At 40.6% G+C, this 19087-nt stretch carries 15 protein-coding genes and 1 pseudogene; 7 read left to right on the plus strand and 9 right to left on the minus strand.

Annotated features, from left to right (window positions below):
* Positions 1-2: 2 nt before the first annotated feature.
* Positions 3-737, minus strand: coding sequence for a hypothetical protein (locus PARA125_RS01370; RefSeq protein WP_213156938.1), 735 nt, complete (start codon positions 735-737; stop codon positions 3-5).
* Between the two features lie 141 nt (positions 738-878).
* Entirely contained in the window at positions 879-1451 is a 573-nt protein-coding gene (locus PARA125_RS01375) for a protein-tyrosine phosphatase family protein (protein WP_213156939.1), read from the minus strand.
* Between the two features lie 88 nt (positions 1452-1539).
* Between PARA125_RS01375 and PARA125_RS01380 the strand changes: the two genes are divergently transcribed.
* The gene (locus PARA125_RS01380; RefSeq protein ID WP_213156940.1) at positions 1540-4629 is read left to right on the plus strand and encodes a hypothetical protein; all 3090 of its coding nucleotides are present in this window, start codon (positions 1540-1542) and stop codon (positions 4627-4629) included.
* Between the two features lie 79 nt (positions 4630-4708).
* Here the strand turns inward: PARA125_RS01380 and PARA125_RS01385 are convergent, their stop codons facing one another.
* A complete protein-coding gene (locus tag PARA125_RS01385) occupies positions 4709-5179 on the minus strand; it encodes a hypothetical protein (RefSeq protein ID WP_213156941.1) in 471 nt (156 codons plus the stop codon).
* A gap of 93 nt (positions 5180-5272) precedes the next feature.
* Here PARA125_RS01385 and PARA125_RS01390 point away from each other — a divergent pair, with 93 nt between their 5' ends.
* The 5 genes from PARA125_RS01390 (at position 5273) to argS (ending at position 11184) form a co-directional block, all read left to right on the plus strand.
* The gene (locus PARA125_RS01390) at positions 5273-5959 is read left to right on the plus strand and encodes a hypothetical protein (RefSeq protein ID WP_249274106.1); all 687 of its coding nucleotides are present in this window, start codon (positions 5273-5275) and stop codon (positions 5957-5959) included.
* 106 nt (positions 5960-6065) lie between these two features.
* The gene (gene lpdA, locus PARA125_RS01395; protein ID WP_213156942.1) at positions 6066-7493 is read left to right on the plus strand and encodes a dihydrolipoyl dehydrogenase; all 1428 of its coding nucleotides are present in this window, start codon (positions 6066-6068) and stop codon (positions 7491-7493) included.
* Positions 7480-8466 (plus strand): lipoyl synthase, encoded by a 987-nt coding sequence (gene lipA / locus PARA125_RS01400; protein ID WP_213156943.1) that lies wholly within the window; start codon positions 7480-7482, stop codon positions 8464-8466. The genes lpdA and lipA overlap by 14 nt, the downstream gene beginning before the upstream one ends.
* A gap of 4 nt (positions 8467-8470) precedes the next feature.
* A complete protein-coding gene (locus tag PARA125_RS01405) occupies positions 8471-9394 on the plus strand; it encodes a hypothetical protein (RefSeq protein ID WP_213156944.1) in 924 nt (307 codons plus the stop codon).
* A 29-nt stretch (positions 9395-9423) separates the two neighbouring features.
* Positions 9424-11184: an arginine--tRNA ligase gene (gene argS / locus PARA125_RS01410; protein ID WP_213156945.1), complete on the plus strand. Its 1761-nt coding sequence runs from the start codon at positions 9424-9426 to the stop codon at positions 11182-11184.
* Between the two features lie 613 nt (positions 11185-11797).
* Here argS and PARA125_RS01415 read toward each other — a convergent pair.
* Entirely contained in the window at positions 11798-12187 is a 390-nt protein-coding gene (locus tag PARA125_RS01415; RefSeq protein WP_213156946.1) for a hypothetical protein, read from the minus strand.
* Between the two features lie 75 nt (positions 12188-12262).
* Between PARA125_RS01415 and PARA125_RS01420 the strand changes: the two genes are divergently transcribed.
* Positions 12263-12640, plus strand: coding sequence for a hypothetical protein (locus tag PARA125_RS01420; RefSeq protein ID WP_249274107.1), 378 nt, complete (start codon positions 12263-12265; stop codon positions 12638-12640).
* A gap of 2 nt (positions 12641-12642) precedes the next feature.
* Here the strand turns inward: PARA125_RS01420 and proS are convergent, their stop codons facing one another.
* From proS to PARA125_RS01440, 5 genes and pseudogenes are all read right to left on the minus strand, one after another.
* Entirely contained in the window at positions 12643-14160 is a 1518-nt protein-coding gene (proS, locus tag PARA125_RS01425; RefSeq protein WP_213156947.1) for a proline--tRNA ligase, read from the minus strand.
* 342 nt (positions 14161-14502) lie between these two features.
* A pseudogene (locus PARA125_RS10125) lies at positions 14503-14630 on the minus strand (transposase family protein); the annotation flags it as partial.
* 169 nt (positions 14631-14799) lie between these two features.
* Positions 14800-16347: a DHA2 family efflux MFS transporter permease subunit gene (locus tag PARA125_RS01430; RefSeq protein WP_213156948.1), complete on the minus strand. Its 1548-nt coding sequence runs from the start codon at positions 16345-16347 to the stop codon at positions 14800-14802.
* On the minus strand, positions 16337-17590 hold the full coding sequence (locus PARA125_RS01435) for an HlyD family secretion protein (RefSeq protein ID WP_213156949.1): 1254 nt from the start codon (positions 17588-17590) through the stop codon (positions 16337-16339). The genes PARA125_RS01430 and PARA125_RS01435 overlap by 11 nt, the downstream gene beginning before the upstream one ends.
* Positions 17587-19077 carry an efflux transporter outer membrane subunit gene (locus tag PARA125_RS01440; RefSeq protein WP_249274108.1) on the minus strand — a complete coding sequence of 497 codons (1491 nt, stop codon included), beginning with the start codon at positions 19075-19077 and terminating at the stop codon, positions 17587-17589. The genes PARA125_RS01435 and PARA125_RS01440 overlap by 4 nt, the downstream gene beginning before the upstream one ends.
* Between the last annotated feature and the right edge of the window lie 10 nt (positions 19078-19087).

Genomic DNA, 19087 nt, shown 5'->3' on the forward strand with positions numbered 1-19087 from the left:
ATTTAATGCGAGGGAGTTGGCTTTTGCGAGGGAATTGGCTTTAAAACTCCCACTTCTAGCCAGCTCCTCTGAAGAACTGCCGGCGAAATTTCAGGATAGTTCATACGAGCAAAGGTAACGGTAAGGCAGGCAAATGTCTTAAAATCCCCTCCATTAAGCCCTTCTAAGAAAATTTTCCAAAATAACTGAGAGATACACATCAAATGCTTTTCACCCGATCTTTTGACTACTTGATAAAATGCATGGCTCAAAACTCTGCTACCTTGAATTGTCGCCGGTTCGCTTTTTGAAGATTGCATATCAATCGATTGGCTTAAATCATTGCCGCCAATTAGCCAATTTGGTTCTCCTAAGCTTCTTTTAAAAACAATTCCCAGAATAATAGGCATGGCTCGGCTTAAAGCTCCTACCTCCCCTATTAAATTTGAAGAAGGCAAACTTGCCCTTAAGTAGGCAAGTGCAATTTCTTCTAACCTAACAGAATCCTGCCTCAGATTCCATGTGCAATGTTTCCCCTCCCCACTTATTTTACAGCTCCACAAGGAATTCCCCACTGGCTCAACTGAAATATTTGGCTGGTTAAACTCAGCATTTAACCCAAAATGCTCCCTAAAAAATAAGTATACTTTGGCAATTTTTTCTCGAATTTTTTTGCCGGAATTATCGGCTTTTTTTATCGAGCTTCTTGTAAATATAAACGTTTCATGTGGCAGTAAATTTGTACAGCTTAATTGCATAGCGCTCCCCTCCTAAAGGAACATTTTTTTAGAAAGAAACTACACTAATACAAACATTTACAATATGTAAAGAGATTAAATCATCTTTTTACACACTATACACTAAAAAATTAAATATTAAACCTTTCCTAACACCAGGGATCAATCTCTTTCATATCCTCTTTTCAAGTCGAAATCCTCTATATCTTCTTTTGCCGTATTTTCATCTGCTTTGATAGGCTGGTAATTTTTGATAAATTCTTGCTGTCTCTTTACTCTTCTTAAGCCTGGGAAAATTCTATTGATCTCTGAGATCACATTTTCTCTGTTACACTTGGCAAAAGTTTTATAAACGCAAGCCGCCACAGTAACAGCTCTTTCTTTTCCCTCTTCGCTGTGAATGAGAATTTTAGCTTGTGGATTTAATAAAGCCATTTGATAAATGCGATCAATCAATTCTCGCAAGGGGTCTTCATCGGGAACTTCTAAGCGCGGAATAGGAAAATGCTCAGCTTTAATCCCGTGTTGGTTATACATTTGATAGATAGTCGGCGTTTCCAATAAACAAACGACGTAAGTATATTTTCTTTTTAGATAATCCAACATTTGCTTTTTTGTTGGTTCAGTGTGCGGGATAAGTTTTCGGAAAGGATTTTCTCCCAGATAAATTTTACAAGGAGATCTCACAAATAAATCTTCTTTAAAGTACTGTGGTTTAGTAGTTATGTCTAGCATCTAAATCCCTAATTGTACAAAGTGTTTTTAAAGAGCCTTTTTTATTCTAGTTTAATAGCATACCTCAACCTTTTTAAGGAATTTTATTATGCAGCCTTTAAACCCTTCTGCTTTACAAAGCTCTTTTTCTGAATATCGTCCATTTTCTGACAAGGAAGTAAAAATCCAAGTTTTAACTTCCGATAAGCAAGAATTAAGCATTCCTCTTGAACTTCTTAAAAGGATAGGAACGCTTAATGAAGCCAGCTACGATATTTCTACAGGATCCTATGTAGATAAAATAACTATTCCCTTTGATGCCGAGACTATTCTATTTATATGTACGTACTTTGAGCAAAAAATGAAATTAGCAGAGGATAAAGAATCCGAAAAACTATTATTCAAATCCTACGACGTATTTAACACCCTCTCTTTTGAACTTTTACTCAAGCTCTACAAATTTGCTTGTTTTTTCTGTTTGGATGATTTGCAAATGCATTTACGAAAATATTTTAAACTTATCCCTATTCCAGGGGAGGTCATGAACGAAGAGCTAAAAAAAGTAGAAGGCTATTTAGATTTAAACATACAAAAATTCATTTGCTTTAAAATGATCTGCACGTCTTGTGAAACAGGGAATTTTGAAGAAGCTAAAAAACACTTACATTTATTTATTTACACTTTAAACGACCCTAAAGAACTGAATATAACCGAAATATTCGATTGGTTCATTTATGGGGAAAAAAGCAATAGAGAAATTATTCCTTTAGTATACGAAGTTTTGCTCGACGCAGAAAAAGAAAGCCCCAATTTTTTTAAAGTTATTTCTTCTTTACAAACGATCATACCTGAAATTTATGACCCGCCCCCTGGAGAAGGAAGAGAAAGGGAAGGTTTTGCAAATGAAATAAATGCAGCTGCTTTTTATGCCCTTTTAGACGTCGCAAAATATATCACCACAGTTCAACAAGCTAAATGTCTGTTTGAAGTGATCAAAACAACTGTCAATCTGCAAAAACTTCATCGAAATACTCAATTCTATGCAGATATAATCTTGGATTTACCCCCAGACGATCCGAATACAACTCCGCAGAATTTAAATTTTATGCTTCAGGAAAGCGTCGTCGCTACCCTCGCTTTTCAAGAAGTTGTCAAAAATATCTCCCCCACTCAATTAATCGAGCTGGTAAAACTCTTTTATGAGTGTATCCATGACATCGAAAATCATCACCATTTATCTCAATATTCACTCATCCCAACCCCTCCTGGCATTTTCTCTCTCACAGCTCAATCCCTTGATGCAACTTCATATATTATTCACACCATCTTTCTTTCTAATTTTTATCTCTCACCAAACTTATCAGAGTGTTTTGCTGCATTTAAAAAACTTATTCTTTTACGAGTTAAATTGTCAGAGTGGCTATCCGAAAAAGGAGGGAATCCCGATCTTTTGTTCGATAAAAAGTCTTCTTCAATTTTTGAAGCTTTCTTTCTTTTTAGATTAAAAACAACCAGAGGGTATGAGAAAACCCTTTCTCAAGAACATCAAAAATTTCGGGAAGGTTTTCTTCAATTTGTTGAGCCTGATACCTCCAGTTATCTCTTTTCTTTTGCTGGCAGATTAAAACTTTTTTACGAAAGCTCTTGCCCTGATTTTGTTCAATCCATCCAAGAGAAATTTAAAGAGAAATCTCCTCCTTCCCCTACCGGTTTAGAGGGGAGTTCTGCTAGTAGTCGGGATGTCGCGCTTAATAAAAAAATTATAGGGCTTTTGCAGCAGAATAAGGCGGTTTCGGCTGTATGCATTCTTCAAAATGAAGAAGAAAATATGGCAGCAGAGGACAAAAAATTATTTCGAAAAGCTTTAATAAAATCAATATTGCAAATCAAGCCGCAAGGACTTAGTTTAGCCTTAAAACTAGCAAGAGCATTCGAAATCCACGCATACCCGCTTTTTCTCAAAACGATTTTTAAGCATATAAATGTCACAGATTCCATCCAATCGATTTCTGATTTACTCGAACATCTTCAAGGATTACAGGAGCCTGCATCTATCAAAAAATTTTACGAGGGTCTGATTGATGTTGCTGATCGTCAAAGTTTTGATTTCAAGCTTAAGGCTGGATATGCTTTTTTTCAGCCCTTTGCTGAATCCCATGATTTGGAATGCTTTCCTTTCAACCTTCCTGATTTTCTAGAAGATCTGATTGTAGCTCCTCCTCCTGACGAAAGCCTTCAAGTAACCTTGCAATTTGTTGAATCTTTTTCCAAAATTTTGGATATTAAAACGCATAATAAAACACAACAGCACATTAAAAATAGTTTTAAACCTTCTATATTTGCTGCTAAGTTGCTTTTTGGAAAAGGGGATGAGGTCATTGATTTTATTGAAACATCTGCAGCCTTTTCCTCTACAGTCGCCCCTTTGAACCAAGCCATTGCCCTATTGGAGCAAATGCCCACCGTTCAAATCCCCAAAAAATCTTTCCAAGCATTAAATAAATTTACTGTTAAAAACCTTAAAAAGTGGTCTCAATACCGTCGAGAACTTGAAACCCATCCAAAAAAAGCGGAAAAAATTGCTGGTTTTACTCTTAATTCTGCTGCTTTTTTTACCTTTATGCTCAAAGAAAACTTAAAAAGATTCAGGCAATCCGTCTCAAACAAAGCTTTATATCTAGAAAGGGCAGAAAGTTTAGCTATATATGGAACTTCCATACCGATAGCAAGCAAGCTAGAGGCAGTAGCAGAAAACTATTTAGCAAAAACTCGGGAAGATATTCATAAAATTATTTTAAATTTTTATGAAGAGATTAAATTTTCAGAATTTCCAAAAAATGAGGCCCTTCAATTAAGCACATTTTTAGGCGAGCGGGCTGCTCACATCATTTTCAGTGATTTATGTTTTATAATTGCCTCTGAAATGCTTGAGGATTGTATTATTCACTTTCACGTTGCCTTGGAAAAAAATTCCCATCGGGCCTCTTTTTTAAAATTTATAGCGCAAAATTCCCTGTCTTTTGGATTTGTCACAAAGCTTATGCATAAATTATCCGCTATTCCTTTTGCTCCTCCCCCAGTTTCAGAAGAAAGGGAGGGCTATCCAGGAGCTGCTACAGCCCAACTTTCACAAGAGGCCTCAGAAGAAAATGAACCGGCCTTAAAAAGACGGAGAAAAGGAAAAGAAAGGGTTTTATAGAGGGGTAAAGGGAGCAAGATTTTTGCACCCTACATTAGCTTTTTTAAAGCCCTCAATTCAACAAACAGGCAAGGGTTACTTAGGGATCGATACTTTGGATTCTTTTCCAACCGAAAAAAAGCATCGGAAGTGAAATCAGCACATACATAAACCAATAAGCCCCATTCCATTGCAAAGTAAAAAGGCTGTCAGAGGCAAATAGAAATAGAATCATCCCAAACAGAAAAAAAACAGAACCTCCTAAGAGTAGCCCCATCGGAATAGCGACTGTTTTGAGGGGTTCATAAATTAATTCAGGAACCTTTTGAAGGATGATAGATGGCTCCTTTTGCTCTTCGCTTTGCTCTTCGAAAATCTCTTCGTAAGGAGATTTGGGAACCGTAGCGTCTTCTCCAGGCTTATAAAGAGGGGCTGGAATTTCATCTTCTGTGGTCAAACCGGGCAATCCCATGGGTGAGAGATAAACTCCGCAGTAAGAACAGTTTTCTTCAGAAAAAGGAACCCTTGCTTCACAGTTCCAACAGAGTCGTTTTTTGTCTGTTGCATTCATATTTTCTTCTTAGATATAGTGAAGTAATCATTTAAAAAGCTTTGGCTATCAAAGCTTCCGCAAATTTTTATACAGGAAAATTAGCTGCACCTTATGACTATGACGCGGTTCTGGTTCATTTTATTTTTGCTATTTGAAGGATGTGCTCCTTATAAAATCCCAACGAGCAGTTTTCTAGCTTCTCCCTGCGTTTGTCCTACTATAAATACCACATCCTCCCTTCAAGATGCAACCCCTTCTCCGCAGAAACAAGCTGCTTTATCCCATTGGCTTTATCGCTATATCCCTCGCCACCGCAGTCAAATTAAAGCCTATGATATAGGGCATTGGATCACCTGGACATTATTGGGCAACGATGACGATGGAATTTTCGGAGAAGAAAAAACAGCTGATTATCACCCTGAACAACCTATTTCAGTAACAAAAGCCATTTCCTGGGGGCTTAGGAACCCCCTGCATAATTTTTGCTTTTATGTGATAGGCTCTGCGCAGCGCAAAAATAGTGAGTGGACGCTTTTAAAATTGACGAAAAAAGGAATGTCGATAGGAAATTATTCAGAAGAAGCCGCAACAGTATTTGCGGATGAAGGAACGAGCTTTTTTGCAGGACTTCATGGAGGGAAACCCTTTCTTTCTTTGCGATTATGCTACTTTTCTAACTATCACAGTGATTTCTATATCGGATGGCGCTGCCGCGGCAACTTTGGTTTAAAATTGAACCTCTTAACAAAGCGCCCCACCCAAAACCCAGAAGATTTCAGGGAAGAAAATGAACTGTAAACCCTTTATTAAGAATTCATTTTAGTGTATCTTCTCATAAAGAAATGTCCTCGTTTTAAATGAGCGAGTTATTAATATTTTGAATATTCTGCAAGCCGAGGGGAGTATGTTTGATACTCAAAAAAAATTTGACGTAGCAGTTATTGGAGGAGGCCCTGGAGGCTACCCGGCTGCAATAAAAGCTGTCCAAAATGGGATGAAGGTAGCCTTGATTGAGGCCCGTCAACTTGGAGGGACTTGCTTAAATAGAGGTTGCATACCTTCTAAAGCTTTGATTGCCAATGCAGAAATATTGCGCAAAATTAAAGAAGCAGAGAAATTTGGAATTTCAGTAGGCTCCATTTCTTTTGACTATGCAAAAATGGTTCAAAGGAAAGACGCGGTAGTAGAAAAAGTCCGCAACAATCTGGAAGAATTGATTACCTCCAATAAAATTACCCTTTTGCGAGGGTATGGAAAATTCACCTCCGAAAGAACCATCAAGATTACAGGGCAAGACAATCTAGAAATTTACGCAGATAAAACCATTATCGCCACAGGTTCAGAACCCCGCTCAATTCCCGCTTTCCCCTTCGATTACAAACGAGTGCATGATTCCACCTCTTTATTGGAATTAACCACCTTGCCAAAAAAAATTGCGATCATTGGAGGGGGAACGATTGGATGCGAATTTGCCTCTTTATACGCTGCGCTTGGGGTGGAGGTGATTTTGGTCGAAATGATGCCTCGCATTCTTCCCATGGAAAATGAAACGGTTTCTAGCTTTTTGTCAAAAGCCTTTCAGAAGCAAGGCATTACGATTGAAGCAAATGCCAAAGTTCAATCGATTGACTATACTGAAGCTGGCCTTAATGTTAGCCTTGCAGGCAACAAAACGATTGCGGCAGACATTGCCCTTGTGGCGGTAGGCCGCCAGTTGAATACATCTGCAATAGGCCTAGAAAAAACTGGCGTCTATGTGCAAGAGAATGGTTTAATCAAAGTCGATGAACACATGGAAACAAACATTGCGGGCATTTACGCTGTAGGTGATATTGCTTCCAAATGGTGGTTAGCCCATGTGGCCTCTCACCAAGGACTAGTTGCGGGGAATAACGCCTCTGGAGTCAAGGCGACTATGCATTACAATGCTATTCCTTCGGTCATTTTTACCCAGCCTGAAATCGGAATGGTGGGCTTGTCCTTAGAAGAAGCCCTAGAAGCTGGTTATGCTGCGACATTGTCCGCCTTTCCCTTTGGAGCCCTTGGCAAAGCGCAAGCAGCCATCCAAACGGAAGGGTTTGCCCAACTGGTGACAGATAAAAAAACAGGGCAAATTTTGGGCGCCCAAGTGGTCGGCCACGAGGCCTCCACGTTAGTTGCTGAAATGGGTGTGGCTATCGCAAATGAATTGACGATTGAATCTGTTGCTGACACCATTCATGCACACCCCACCGTTGCAGAAGCTTGGCTAGAAGCCGCCTTACTAGCGAATGAAACCCCGTTGCATTTGCCTCCTAAGAAAAAAGCAGGACTTCTTCATGACGCCAGATAAATTTGAACTCTTTTCTCAGCCTAAGTCCTCCAAGTTAAATGTTTTGCCTGCCAATCCTGAAATTCCAGACCCTTCGCGTGTGGTTGGCCTTGGCCGCTTTCCCTCTTGGCTGCACCGTCAACTTCCTAAAGGAGCTGAATTACGCCAAACGGGGAAAATTGTTTCTGAAAATCGGCTGCATACCGTTTGTGAAGAAGCTAAGTGCCCCAATCTTCTCGAGTGCTGGTCAAAAAAAACAGCGACTTTTCTTATCTTAGGAAAAGAATGCACACGCAACTGTGGCTTTTGCAGCATCGATTTTTCAAAAACTCCCCAAGCAATCGATTTAAATGAGCCTCAGCGGGTTGCCGACTCTGTTAAACAATTGGGCCTTAAACATGTGGTCATCACCATGGTTGCGAGGGACGACTTGCCTGATGGGGGGGCAGCCCACTTAGCGGCTGTGGTGAAAGAAGTGCGACAGCAAAATCCCATGTCTACTATCGAAGTGCTGACCTCTGATTTTTCTGGAAACCCCTACGCTTGGGACCTCATACTCGCTGCGAAACCAGATATTTTTAATCATAACATTGAAACTGTTCGAGAATTAACCCCACGTGTAAGGCATCAAGCCACTTACGATCGAACACTTTCATTTTTAAGCTATGTGAAAAAGCATTTAACCAACTCTCACACCCTAATTAAATCCGGTTTAATGGTGGGGCTTGGAGAAACTCAAGAACAAGTGCAAGCGACTATTCAAGACTTGCAACAGGCAGGATGTGCCATTATTACCATCGGACAGTATCTTCAGCCCCATCCTCAAAAACTGCGAGTCAAAGCTTTTGTAACTCCTGACCAATTTAAACAATACGAACAATTTGGCCTTTCGATCGGGATCCCCTACATGTATTGTGGCCCTTTCGTCCGTTCAAGCTATAATGCCAATGTTGTTCTTCAAAAAGCCCAAGAATCCATTCACATTCATAGTTAAAGGTATGACATATCATTCACAAAACGATTTATTCGACGAAGGGCACTCTTTAACAAATGCCATTGACCATTTAATTTTGATGCATCGAGAGTGCCACTTTGGCGGCCACTTCCCGACGATGATCGATTATTATGAAAAAGAGGGAAAAGGAATCTCCCCAGATTTTTCTTTAGAAGACATCCACCGTTTAGCCACTCTTGAGGCTCAGATGCAACAAAATTTGGCTGCCCTTTTATTGACAGGCCCTGAAATGGAGAAAGTGGCACAATCCAGAGAGCTTTACAAAAAGCTACGTTCTTTGTACGGGGCTGACTCCCCTGTCAACAAAATCCCACGCTTAATTGCCGATTTAATTCTGTCTGAAAGAGAATCAGAAGAGCAAGATATCCAAGCAGTCGTGGAGGAAAAGCAAGCGATCGTTCCTTATCTCATCGACTTGCTACGCGCGGAAAATTTTCACGATCCTCTGTTTCCAGGATACGGGCTTGCCCCTGCCTTAGCTACCAAGTGCTTAGGATTAATTGGCGACAAACGTGCCATTATCTCTTTATTTGAATCGATTGGAGAAATGGATGTTTTTGATGAGGAAATGACCCTAAAAGCTTTAAAAAGTATTGGCGAGCCCGCCAAAGAATTTTTAATGCGCGTGCTTAAAGGGCGTCCTTTAACTCATGATACGGAGCGTGCAGCGATTGCGCTTGTCTCTTTTAAAGACGACGAAGAAGTTGTACAAACCTGCTTAAGCATGTTACAGGAGAAAGGAATTCTCTCCAATCTATCCTTAGCCCCCTATCTTATTTTAGCCTGTGAAGGTCTTAAAGATCCTGCTCAACAAAAGGGATTTAAAGAGCTTTTAAGCAACCCCTCCCTCCCAAAAGAGCTAGCCCTAGATATACGCACTGTTATCCAGAGCTGGGAAACCCCCTAAAACATTCATAACACAATAGCCTGAGCCGTATGCCAACCTTATTACACCTTTTAACCGAAAAATTTGAAACCGCTATCCTTTCTGCTTTTTCAGATTGGGATCCCCATGTTCCTCTTCCCTTAGAAATCTCCCAAAGCACGCAAGCGCAGTTTGGACATTATCAATGCAATTCGGCCATGAAACTGGCCAAAATATTAGGAGCCAAACCCAGGGATATTGCCACACGCATTCTAGAGCATGTCGATCCCAACACCAGTGCGAGACGCCTAATTGAAAAAATGGAGATTGCAGGGCCAGGCTTTATCAATATCACCCTTGATCCTGCTTATTTATCGCAAAAATTACACCGCATTCTTTCTCATTCTCACCTAGATATCCAGCTGCCTATACATAAACAGAAAGTTATTGTCGAATTTTCCTCTCCCAATACCGCTAAAGAGCTGCACGTCGGCCATCTCCGTTCTACCATCATTGGAGATTGCTTAGCCCGCTTGTTTGAATTTCTCGGGCATGATGTTTTACGCTTAAACCATATTGGAGATTGGGGAACGGCCTTCGGAATGCTGATTGCTTACATGAAGCAAGAAACTCCCCATGTCTTAGATGGAACAGAAAAAACAGACCTGCAACATCTGGTTGAATGGTATAAAAAATCTAAAGAACGTTTTGACAACAACGCTGAATTTAAAAAAAAGGCTCAACTTGAGGTGGTCGCCTTACAAGGGGGAGATCCAGCTGCTCTTAAAGCTTGGGAGATCATCTGCGATATTTCCCGAAAAGCTTATCAAGAAATTTACGACCTGCTCGATGTAAAAATTATTGAGCGAGGGGAATCTTTTTATAATCCGATGTTAGCTGATACTGTAGCTGATCTAGAGGCTAAAGGGCTCGTCACAATCTCCGACGGAGCCAAATGTATCTTCCTGGAAGGCTTTCAAAATCGTGAAGGAGCTGCCTTACCTTTAATGGTGCAAAAATCTGATGGGGGCTATAATTACGACACGACAGATATGGCTGCGATACGCCAGCGAACCCTAGAAGAAAAAGCTGATAGAATTATCATTGTGACAGATGCGGGACAATCTCTCCATTTTCAAATGATCTTCCAAGCAGCGGAAAAAGCGCATTACTTAGACCGTTCTAAAACACGCGTCGACCACGTCCCTTTTGGTTTAGTTTTAGGACCCGATGGAAAAAAATTCCGCACCCGCTCAGGCGAAACGGAACGTTTAATCGATTTGCTGCTCGCCGCCGTTAAGCATGCAGATCAGTTGCTTTTAGAGCGCTCACCAGAGATGGCAAAGGAAGAAAGAGAAGCCCTGGCAAAAACGTTGGGAATCGCTGCCATTAAATATGCGGATCTGGCCTGCCACAGAACGGGCGACTATACCTTTAGCTACGAGAGAATGCTACGCTTTGAAGGCAATACAGCGGCATTTTTAATGTATGCTTACGTACGGGTAGCCGGGATCAAGCGTAAAATCGATCCTTCCCTTAAAATTGAAGAGATCAAAGCTCCTATTGTCCTTGAGCATCCTTCTGAAATAGCCTTAGCTGTTCATCTTGCCCAATTTGAAGAAGCCCTCAATCAGGTCGCTTCGGACCTGCTACCGAACCGATTAACAGAATACCTCTACGGCTTAGCCGAGAAATTTAATGCCTTCTTTAGAGACTGCCGCGTAGAAGGCTCCCCTCAGCAAAATTCCCGTTTACAGATATGTGAAGCCGTTGCAAGGACCATGAAACAAGGGCTATCTATCTTAGGGGTTCAAACGGTTGAGCGGATGTAAGCCATCGAGGATACCAAGTACTCTTGGCGTATAAAATTAAAGCTATGGATCGAAAGAGGAGAAGCACCTTCTGGGTGCTTTTTTTATAGCTGTTTTTTTTATTTTCCATAAAGAACGCTAGGATATTTTGCACTATTCTCTAATGCAATTTTTTTCTTTATTACTTCTCAGCTTTAGCCTACCCAACTTTTTTAATGACAGCCCGAGTTTAAGATAGGGTATTTCCAAGAGAAAAATCGCAAGAAAAGTCCCTGTTGCTTGGATCAGTGTCATTCTTATTTTTTATCGTTAATTTCTAACTTTAACCTTATTGCTGGAGTTTTGATAAGCACGTTAAAATTTATCAAACCACCCTCCTATCTCAAATTGGGCATCCCCTAAAACGAGATGGTTTTTCCTCCTTTCACAAAATAGGAGATAAATCCTTTCATTTAAAAGAACCTTTGGAAAGTTGCGATCACGAATTAAAATTGAAATCTAACAGAAAATTGCTTTGTAATGAAGAACGCTTAGCGGATAAACAAAAGGGGCGGGCTAAGAGTTTCAGGGAAAAATCGAAAAGTCCTATAGACAATGCAAACTTAGGAGCTTTTGCTCGGAATAAGCTTCCTTTTTAAAAATGGAGCTGAGTATAGGAGAAAAGAGCCAAAATGAGCCCACCCCCTAAAAGGGATCCAACTAGCCAAAAGGAATATTTAGACTTAAAGGGTTTGCTTTTATCCGACATAGCCAAGGCTTGAATTTCTTTCCACAACGGTTCCAATTCTTTTTTAGCTGTTTTTTTAAGATTTTCAGCCGTTTCCCCTTTTAAAAACATTTTAGCCATAGGAATTTCTTCTAAAAAACGGGCAAAAACTCTCTCGATAGATTGGTCTAGCAAAAGGGAAAATTTTTCTTCTCTATCTAATATGTCAGGGTTCCTTTTTTTTCTTTTAGACCTACCGAAAAAAAAACAAGCTAAAATGGCAAATGCTCCCATTATTAAAGCAAAATAGAGAGTCATATTATTTTCCTTATACTTTTTTTTTGCTTGAAAAGAGCATCTCCTTTAAAATTAACGATAAAAAGGAGAAAGTTTATGTTATTTAATCAAGACCTTTTTAAAAATAAAACTCAAAAAAGCTCGGAAGATCTTTCATCTCAAATCGAGTCTTTGGAAAAAGCAATCCAAAAAAACTCTTTTAAAATTGAAGAGCTTTCTATTCGCATTGAGGCGATTGACCGGGAAGTGCAAACTCTTATCCAGGAAGAACTTAAAGTTACGGACGATCAATTAACCCAATTTTTGCACACAAAAGAGCACTTTACTCCCGAAAATTGGAATCAAATCCAAGAGGAAAAGGCAAAGCTCTCAGCAAAGCTTCAAACAGATCTTCAAAATATCCGCAATCCTCAACAACAACAAAAACGTTATGCTGATCTTGCGGTAGGGGCCCATTGGGTGTTTGTCAGATAGCTTTAATACGATTTTGCTAAAATCACATCTAACTTGGCTTTTTTTCCAGTCAAAATGCAGAGGCCTTCTGTATTGGATTGGGCTAAAGGCAAGCAACGAATCGTGACTTTCAACTCATCGAGCATTTTTTCTGTTTCTGGATCTCCACACCATTTAGCCAAAACAAACCCTCCATGAATTTCTGGCTTTTCTTGATTTTTTGGAGTAAAAAATTGCCTTAGCTCTTCAAGAGTATGCAGATCTTTTCGAATATGGGAGTCTCTGAACTGCAAAGCTTGTAAAAAGTAGTTGTTTTGTATTTCTTCTAAAATGAGGGGTAACCTTTCCCCTAATTCTGCTAAAGGAATCGTGATTTTGTTTTTGTGAGGCTGATCCCTTCGACAAAGGGTCACCACTTGATTTTCCACATCTCTCGGTCCAATTTCGATCCGAATGGGGATTCCTTTCTTAATCCATTCCCAATTTTTTTCACCGCCCCGTAAATCTCTTTTATCCACATGCACAGAAATCGGCTGATTGTTAAAGGTGGAAGCACGCAATGTCGCAGCGACTTTCTCTGCATGCTCCAAAACAGCTTTTTCGTGCTCCGGCTTTGGCATAATGGGCAAAATAACCGCTTGTCGATGAGCAATTTTGGGAGGAAGCCGAACGCCATCGTCATCCCCATGCGTCATAATCAAAGCACCGATCAAGCGTGTGGTAATCCCCCAAGAAGTCGTATAGCCATACTCCATCTCCCCTTCTTTATTACTGAAACGAATATTGGAAGCTTTAGCAAAATTTTGTCCTAAAAAGTGGGAAGTTCCCCCTTGCAAAGCTTTTCGATCCTGGACCATTATTTCAATCGTATAGGTGCTGACGGCCCCAGGAAATCTTTCCCCCGGAGATTTTTCGCCTACGATAACGGGAATCGCCAAAACATTTTCTACAAAATCGCGGTAAACTTCGAGCATTTTCAAGGTTTCCTCGAATGCTTCCTCGGCAGAAGCATGCACCGTGTGCCCTTCTTGCCATAAAAATTCGGCTGTACGCAAAAATATGCGGGGCCGCATCTCCCAACGAACCACATTAGCCCATTGATTAATTAAGAGAGGTAAATCGCGATAAGATTCCACCCAACGGGAAAAAGATTCTCCAATGATAGTCTCTGAGGTTGGTCGGACGATTAAAGGTTCTTCTAGTTCGCCCGTCGGAACAAGACGCCCATTTTTTTCTTCTAGGCGATGATGAGTCACCACGGCGCATTCTTTGGCAAATCCCTCAACATGCGCTGCTTCTTTCTCCAAAAAACTCAACGGGATAAACAAAGGGAAATAAGCATTTTCATGCCCCGTATTTTTGATCCTTTGATCGAGGTGTTTTTGCATATTCTCCCAAATTCCATAGCCCCACGGTTTGATTACCATACAGCCTCTAACTGGTGAATTTTCAGCTAAATCGGCGGCTTTTACTACTTGTTGATACCATTCTGGATAATTTTCTTCGCGTGTGGGACTAATCGCTGTTTTTTCTTGGGACATACAGATTCCTAAAATGAAAGATAAGAGTGAATGAGTAAGCATACAAGAATGGTGCAAAAACAACAAGATAGAGTGTTTTAGCTTCATTAGATCTGCTTCTAAACCTAAAAGAGGTTGAATAAGAGCTAGGGAAACAAGGAGCGCTTGAATCTCCGATTCAAAAATTTATAATTGAATAGGCGCCCTTTCGAAATTCACTCAGCTAGTTCCACATTTAGTCGCATCCTTGCCAAAATCCAGGCAAAAGATTGGCAGCTACATCAATCTGGATAAGGTACCTGTGGGCCAAACAAGTAAACATGAAACCTCTTTTAGTAACGCCCTACGGACTGGTAAAGCTCAATCTAGATGTTTAACCAAAATATCTTCAACCCATTTGGCTGCTTTGTAGAAATTGCTTTCACTCACACCCCAGTTTGGCTTACATGAAAATAGCTCCTCTATTCTCGCATGTGTTCTAGAATTAATAGATGAAGTTAAACGTTGACCCCTTATAGAAAGCCTATGGCTTAATGCCCGTTAGACGACAAAATTTTTCATCGCCTAGGCTCTTCATTCTTTCAGATTCCCTGGCACCTCGCTCACCTAAAATAAAACGCGTATACTAGGAGAACTTATTTTCGAAGGAGAGGGAAGGGATTAATGCTGAACAGATTGGGAAGCATCGGTTGAACGCTTATGTACCGGCTTGCAAAATAAAAGTATAGGGACCATGCAGATAAACGTCCAAGCCACAATCCAAGACAAATCATTGGTCGCAAGCATGTGAGACTGCTGGGCAATTTGCCTATCCAAGGCTTGATCAATCACACTTCTTGTGAAAGCTGTAGAAACATGTGGAAGCTGCTCATAAAGCTGGGCTATTGCGGGGTGATAAGAAGTGGCCAATTCCGTTAAGCGACCATGGTGAAAGATTTCAAGTCGATCCCACAAAGCCACCGATAAGGAAGTCCCAAAGCCGCTTCCCACTAAAATACGAATAAAATTAAACAGCCCAGAAGCTCGGGCGTATTCTTCATTGGGAATATTTCCTAGCGATAATTGGACTAAAGGAATGAAAAATAACGCTAATCCAATCCCTTGGATCAATCTCACGAACATAATATGTTGAATGCTTATTCCTGAAATAAAATGGGCTTGGATAAAAAAGCCCAGAGAAAAAAGGGCGAAACATAACGCTGTCCATAACCTCAAATCTAAGCTGTGTAGGTATTGACCTATAAAAAAGCTTAAGAGAACAGGAAAAATGCCAATCGGAGCAACGGCAAGTCCTGCACGGTAAGCCGTGTAACCTTGCGCCGTTTGCAGCCACAAAGGAACCACCACAGTACTTGCAAAAAAAGCCAAATAGCCAAGAGTTGTAATGATTGTGCCTAATGTAAAATTGCGGTAAGCGAAAAATTTAAAGCTGACAATAGGATAGGGTTGATAGAATGTCCAAACAATAAAATAGGAGATAGCAATGAGGGATACAATTCCCAATATGCAAATCACATGGGAATCAAACCAATCTAAATCTTCTCCCTTGTCTAGCATCACTTGCAAACAAGCGACCCCAATACTCAGAAGAAAAAGGCCGGTCCAATCGATCGGATTGCGCACAATTTCACTCTCACGATCGCTTAATAAAAGGGCTACCATGACGCCTGAAAAAATCCCAATGGGAACATTGATATAAAAAATCCACGGCCATGAGTATTCTTCGGTCAAGTATCCCCCCAAAATAGGTCCCACCACGGGCGCTACAACCACAATCATGGACCAAAATCCTAGGGCTGCCCCCCGCTTTTCAGGAGGATTGTTTGTCACGATCAAACTCTGTGATAAAGGGATTAAAGATCCTGCGACAGCTCCTTGTAGGACTCTAAAAAAAACTAAAAGGGTCAAATCTGTGGCCAATCCGCACAAAAAAGAGGTTAGGCTAAATAAAAATACCGAATAAACGAAGAGCTTCACTTTTCCAAAATAATCGGATAGCCATCCTGTCAAAGGAAGCACAATCGCATTGCTGGCAGCAAAGGAAGTAATCACCCAGGTACCTTGATTTGCACTCACGGCTAAAGAACCTGCAATATAAGGAATAGCGACGTTTGCAATGGAGGTATCTAGAATCTGGATAAACGTGCCCAACCCTAAGGCAATATTTAACAATAATAGCCTAGAGCCTGTCAGTAAATTATCCTTCATGGCAATCGACTTGGGAAACAGTTGTAAAAATGGAGTGAATCATTTCATCCATGCGAGCATTTAATTCCGTAAAGTCAAGTTCAAAAACACCTGTAACACCAACCGGCTGAGCTTTAATTTCCTCTACAAGCATGGGTAAAGAAGTATTTGCAATATCCACCGTCACGAAAGCTGAAAGCCCTAATCGCAAAGGAAATTTCTTCATTTTCTCAACGTCTAATCCAATTCTCACAGGAAGTCTTTGGACAATCTTGATCCAGTTCCCTGTGGCATTTTGAGGGGGTATTAAGGAAAAAACACTTCCTGTACCTGATCCTATGCCTAAGACTTTCCCCTCAAATTCGACACCTTTCCCATAAATATCAAAGGTCACAGTCGCTGGCTGCCCTACTCGCATATGGGTAAGCTCTGTTTCTTTGAAGTTGGCATCTACCCACATATAATCTTGCGGAATGATTGCCATTAAATTGCTTTGAGGTGTCACCGTTTGTCCAACCTCCACTGTTCGTTTAGCGATATGTCCTCGGCAGGGCGCATAAATTGAGCAGTGTTTTAAATGATAATAGGCCTGTCTTACCGCTTTTTTTTGCGCCAAGAGAATAGGGTGCTCTTCCCTGGGAGTATTCCCTGCAGCATCAAGGGCCACTTGCAATTGATCAAGAGCTTGTTGGTAGTCCAGTTTGGCTGTCATAAATGCATCCCGCGAATGTACGTAATCCTCATTGGTAACAGCTTTAAGATCCACCAGGTTTTTTCTATTCAAAAAGTCATACTGGGCCCGCTGTAGTTGAACCTTTTTATTTTCTACAGTAGATTGGCAAACCTTTACTGTATCATACATTTGCATCACTTGCAGGGCTGCGGAAGATAACTTAGCTAGTTCTTGCTCATATTGAATTTTGTAAAGAGTTGGATCTAACAAGACTAATAGTTGCCCCGCCTCTACTAAATCTGTATCATCTGCAAAAAAGGCAATCGGAGTTCCTGAAATCGCAGGAGTTACCTTGACCAGATTTCCATTCACATACGCATCATCTGTCGATTGATAAAAACGGAAATGAAATAACCATAACAATAGCCAACACAAAGCAATCAGTAAAATCGCGCTTGTCAAAAGGATGAGCGGTTTTTTTTTGGAGTTTGCACTCTCAGTTAATGGCTTGCGGCTTTCATCCGATGGAGTTAAAGCTTCTTTGGAAGGCCCGAGTTTTTTTTCAGCAAGAGTTTGTTTTGATTTTGTCATGGCGTTTTCTCTTCACAGGTATCATAACCGCCCCCTAATGCTTTTATTAAATTAAGTATGGCGGACAGGGTGTTATTAAGAGATACAGCTTCATTATCTAAGGCTGTAAGATAAGTTTCTTCGCTTAAATGCACGTCTAGAAGTGAGCTTAAATGATTTTTGCTCCTTTGGGTAACAAGCTCGAGCGCCTGTTGTTGAAGTTGGACATCTCGCCTAGCCTCCTGCAAACGCATATAACTTTGCTTGACAATCACCAGGGCCTCCAGCACTTCTTGAACAGCATTAATCACTCTTTGATTATATTCATAAATGGCTAGATCATAATTGGCTTCACTTCCTCGCAGATTGGCAGTCAATAAGCCTCCATCGAAAATAGGCAAACTGTAGGCTGGTTCAACCTCATAAACTGAACTCCTGGCTTCAAGCAATTTTCTCAAATGGGTGGTCTGAAAGCCCAGAAGAGTGGCTAAATTGAAATCGGGATAAAATCCTGCCTGTGCAACTTGGATTTGCCTACCCGCAGATTCAATCATCCAAAGTTGGGCCACAATATCTGGACGATGGGCAATTAAATGCAACGGCAAAACATGTGGTAAAGGAATGGTAGGCAACGCTTTATTTTCAATCAGAATAGAATCGATGGAGGTATCGAATTCTCCGCCTATAAAACCTAGCACTTGTAGCTCATCCTGGCAGGCAGTTTGTATCCGTTCAGACAAAGTTTGCTTGGCTGCCGTTAAAAGGCCTTCTGCTTGAAAAAGGTTTAGATCACTATCCAAATGATGCTCAATACGCTGTTGGATTAATCCCCGATTTTTTTCCTGCAGGTCGACAAGTTTTTGAGCTAGCTCTTGCCGATAACGATCAATTTGAAGCTGGAAATAAGATTGAGCAAGCGAAATACTCACAGTTAATTCAGTAAAAATCTTGTCGGCTAAAGTTGCCTGTAATTCGCCAAGAGCGGCTCGATAGGTATTTCTGCGTTTTTCCCAAATGTCAAAATCAAATGTTAAAAAGAAATTAAAATCGTATTGGGTAAAATAAAAAGGAATTTTTACTGGCAACAGCGGAGTTCCTCCCACAGGTGAGGAAGAGGCTTCCGATGGAATTAAAGAGTTTTTACTTAATTTTCGCCGTTGAACATCCGCTTCATGGTAAACATTCGGATAAAGAGAGGAGCGTTGAGCCTCTGAACGATAGAGCGCTGAATAAACCCGCGATTTTGCAGATTGTAACGTTTGATTGTGACTTAAAGCTTTTTCCATTAAGCCGTTGAGTTGCTCATCTTGAAAAAGGGTCCACCAGTCTTGGGGAACCCATTCAGCTTTTTCAAACAAAGGGAGGTCTTCCACATCTTTAACTGCTTTTATCAAAGGAGCATCGCCGATTTCAATTTTTTTAGCAGAGGGAGAGCGGTTTGAACAACCGCACAAAAAGGCCCAGCAAAAAAGTATACTGGTTAAAAGTTGCATGAGTTTTCGGTCCAAGGTGCCTATC

The organism is Parachlamydia sp. AcF125 (assembly GCF_018342475.1).
In the GTDB taxonomy this organism is placed as follows: domain Bacteria; phylum Chlamydiota; class Chlamydiia; order Chlamydiales; family Parachlamydiaceae; genus Parachlamydia.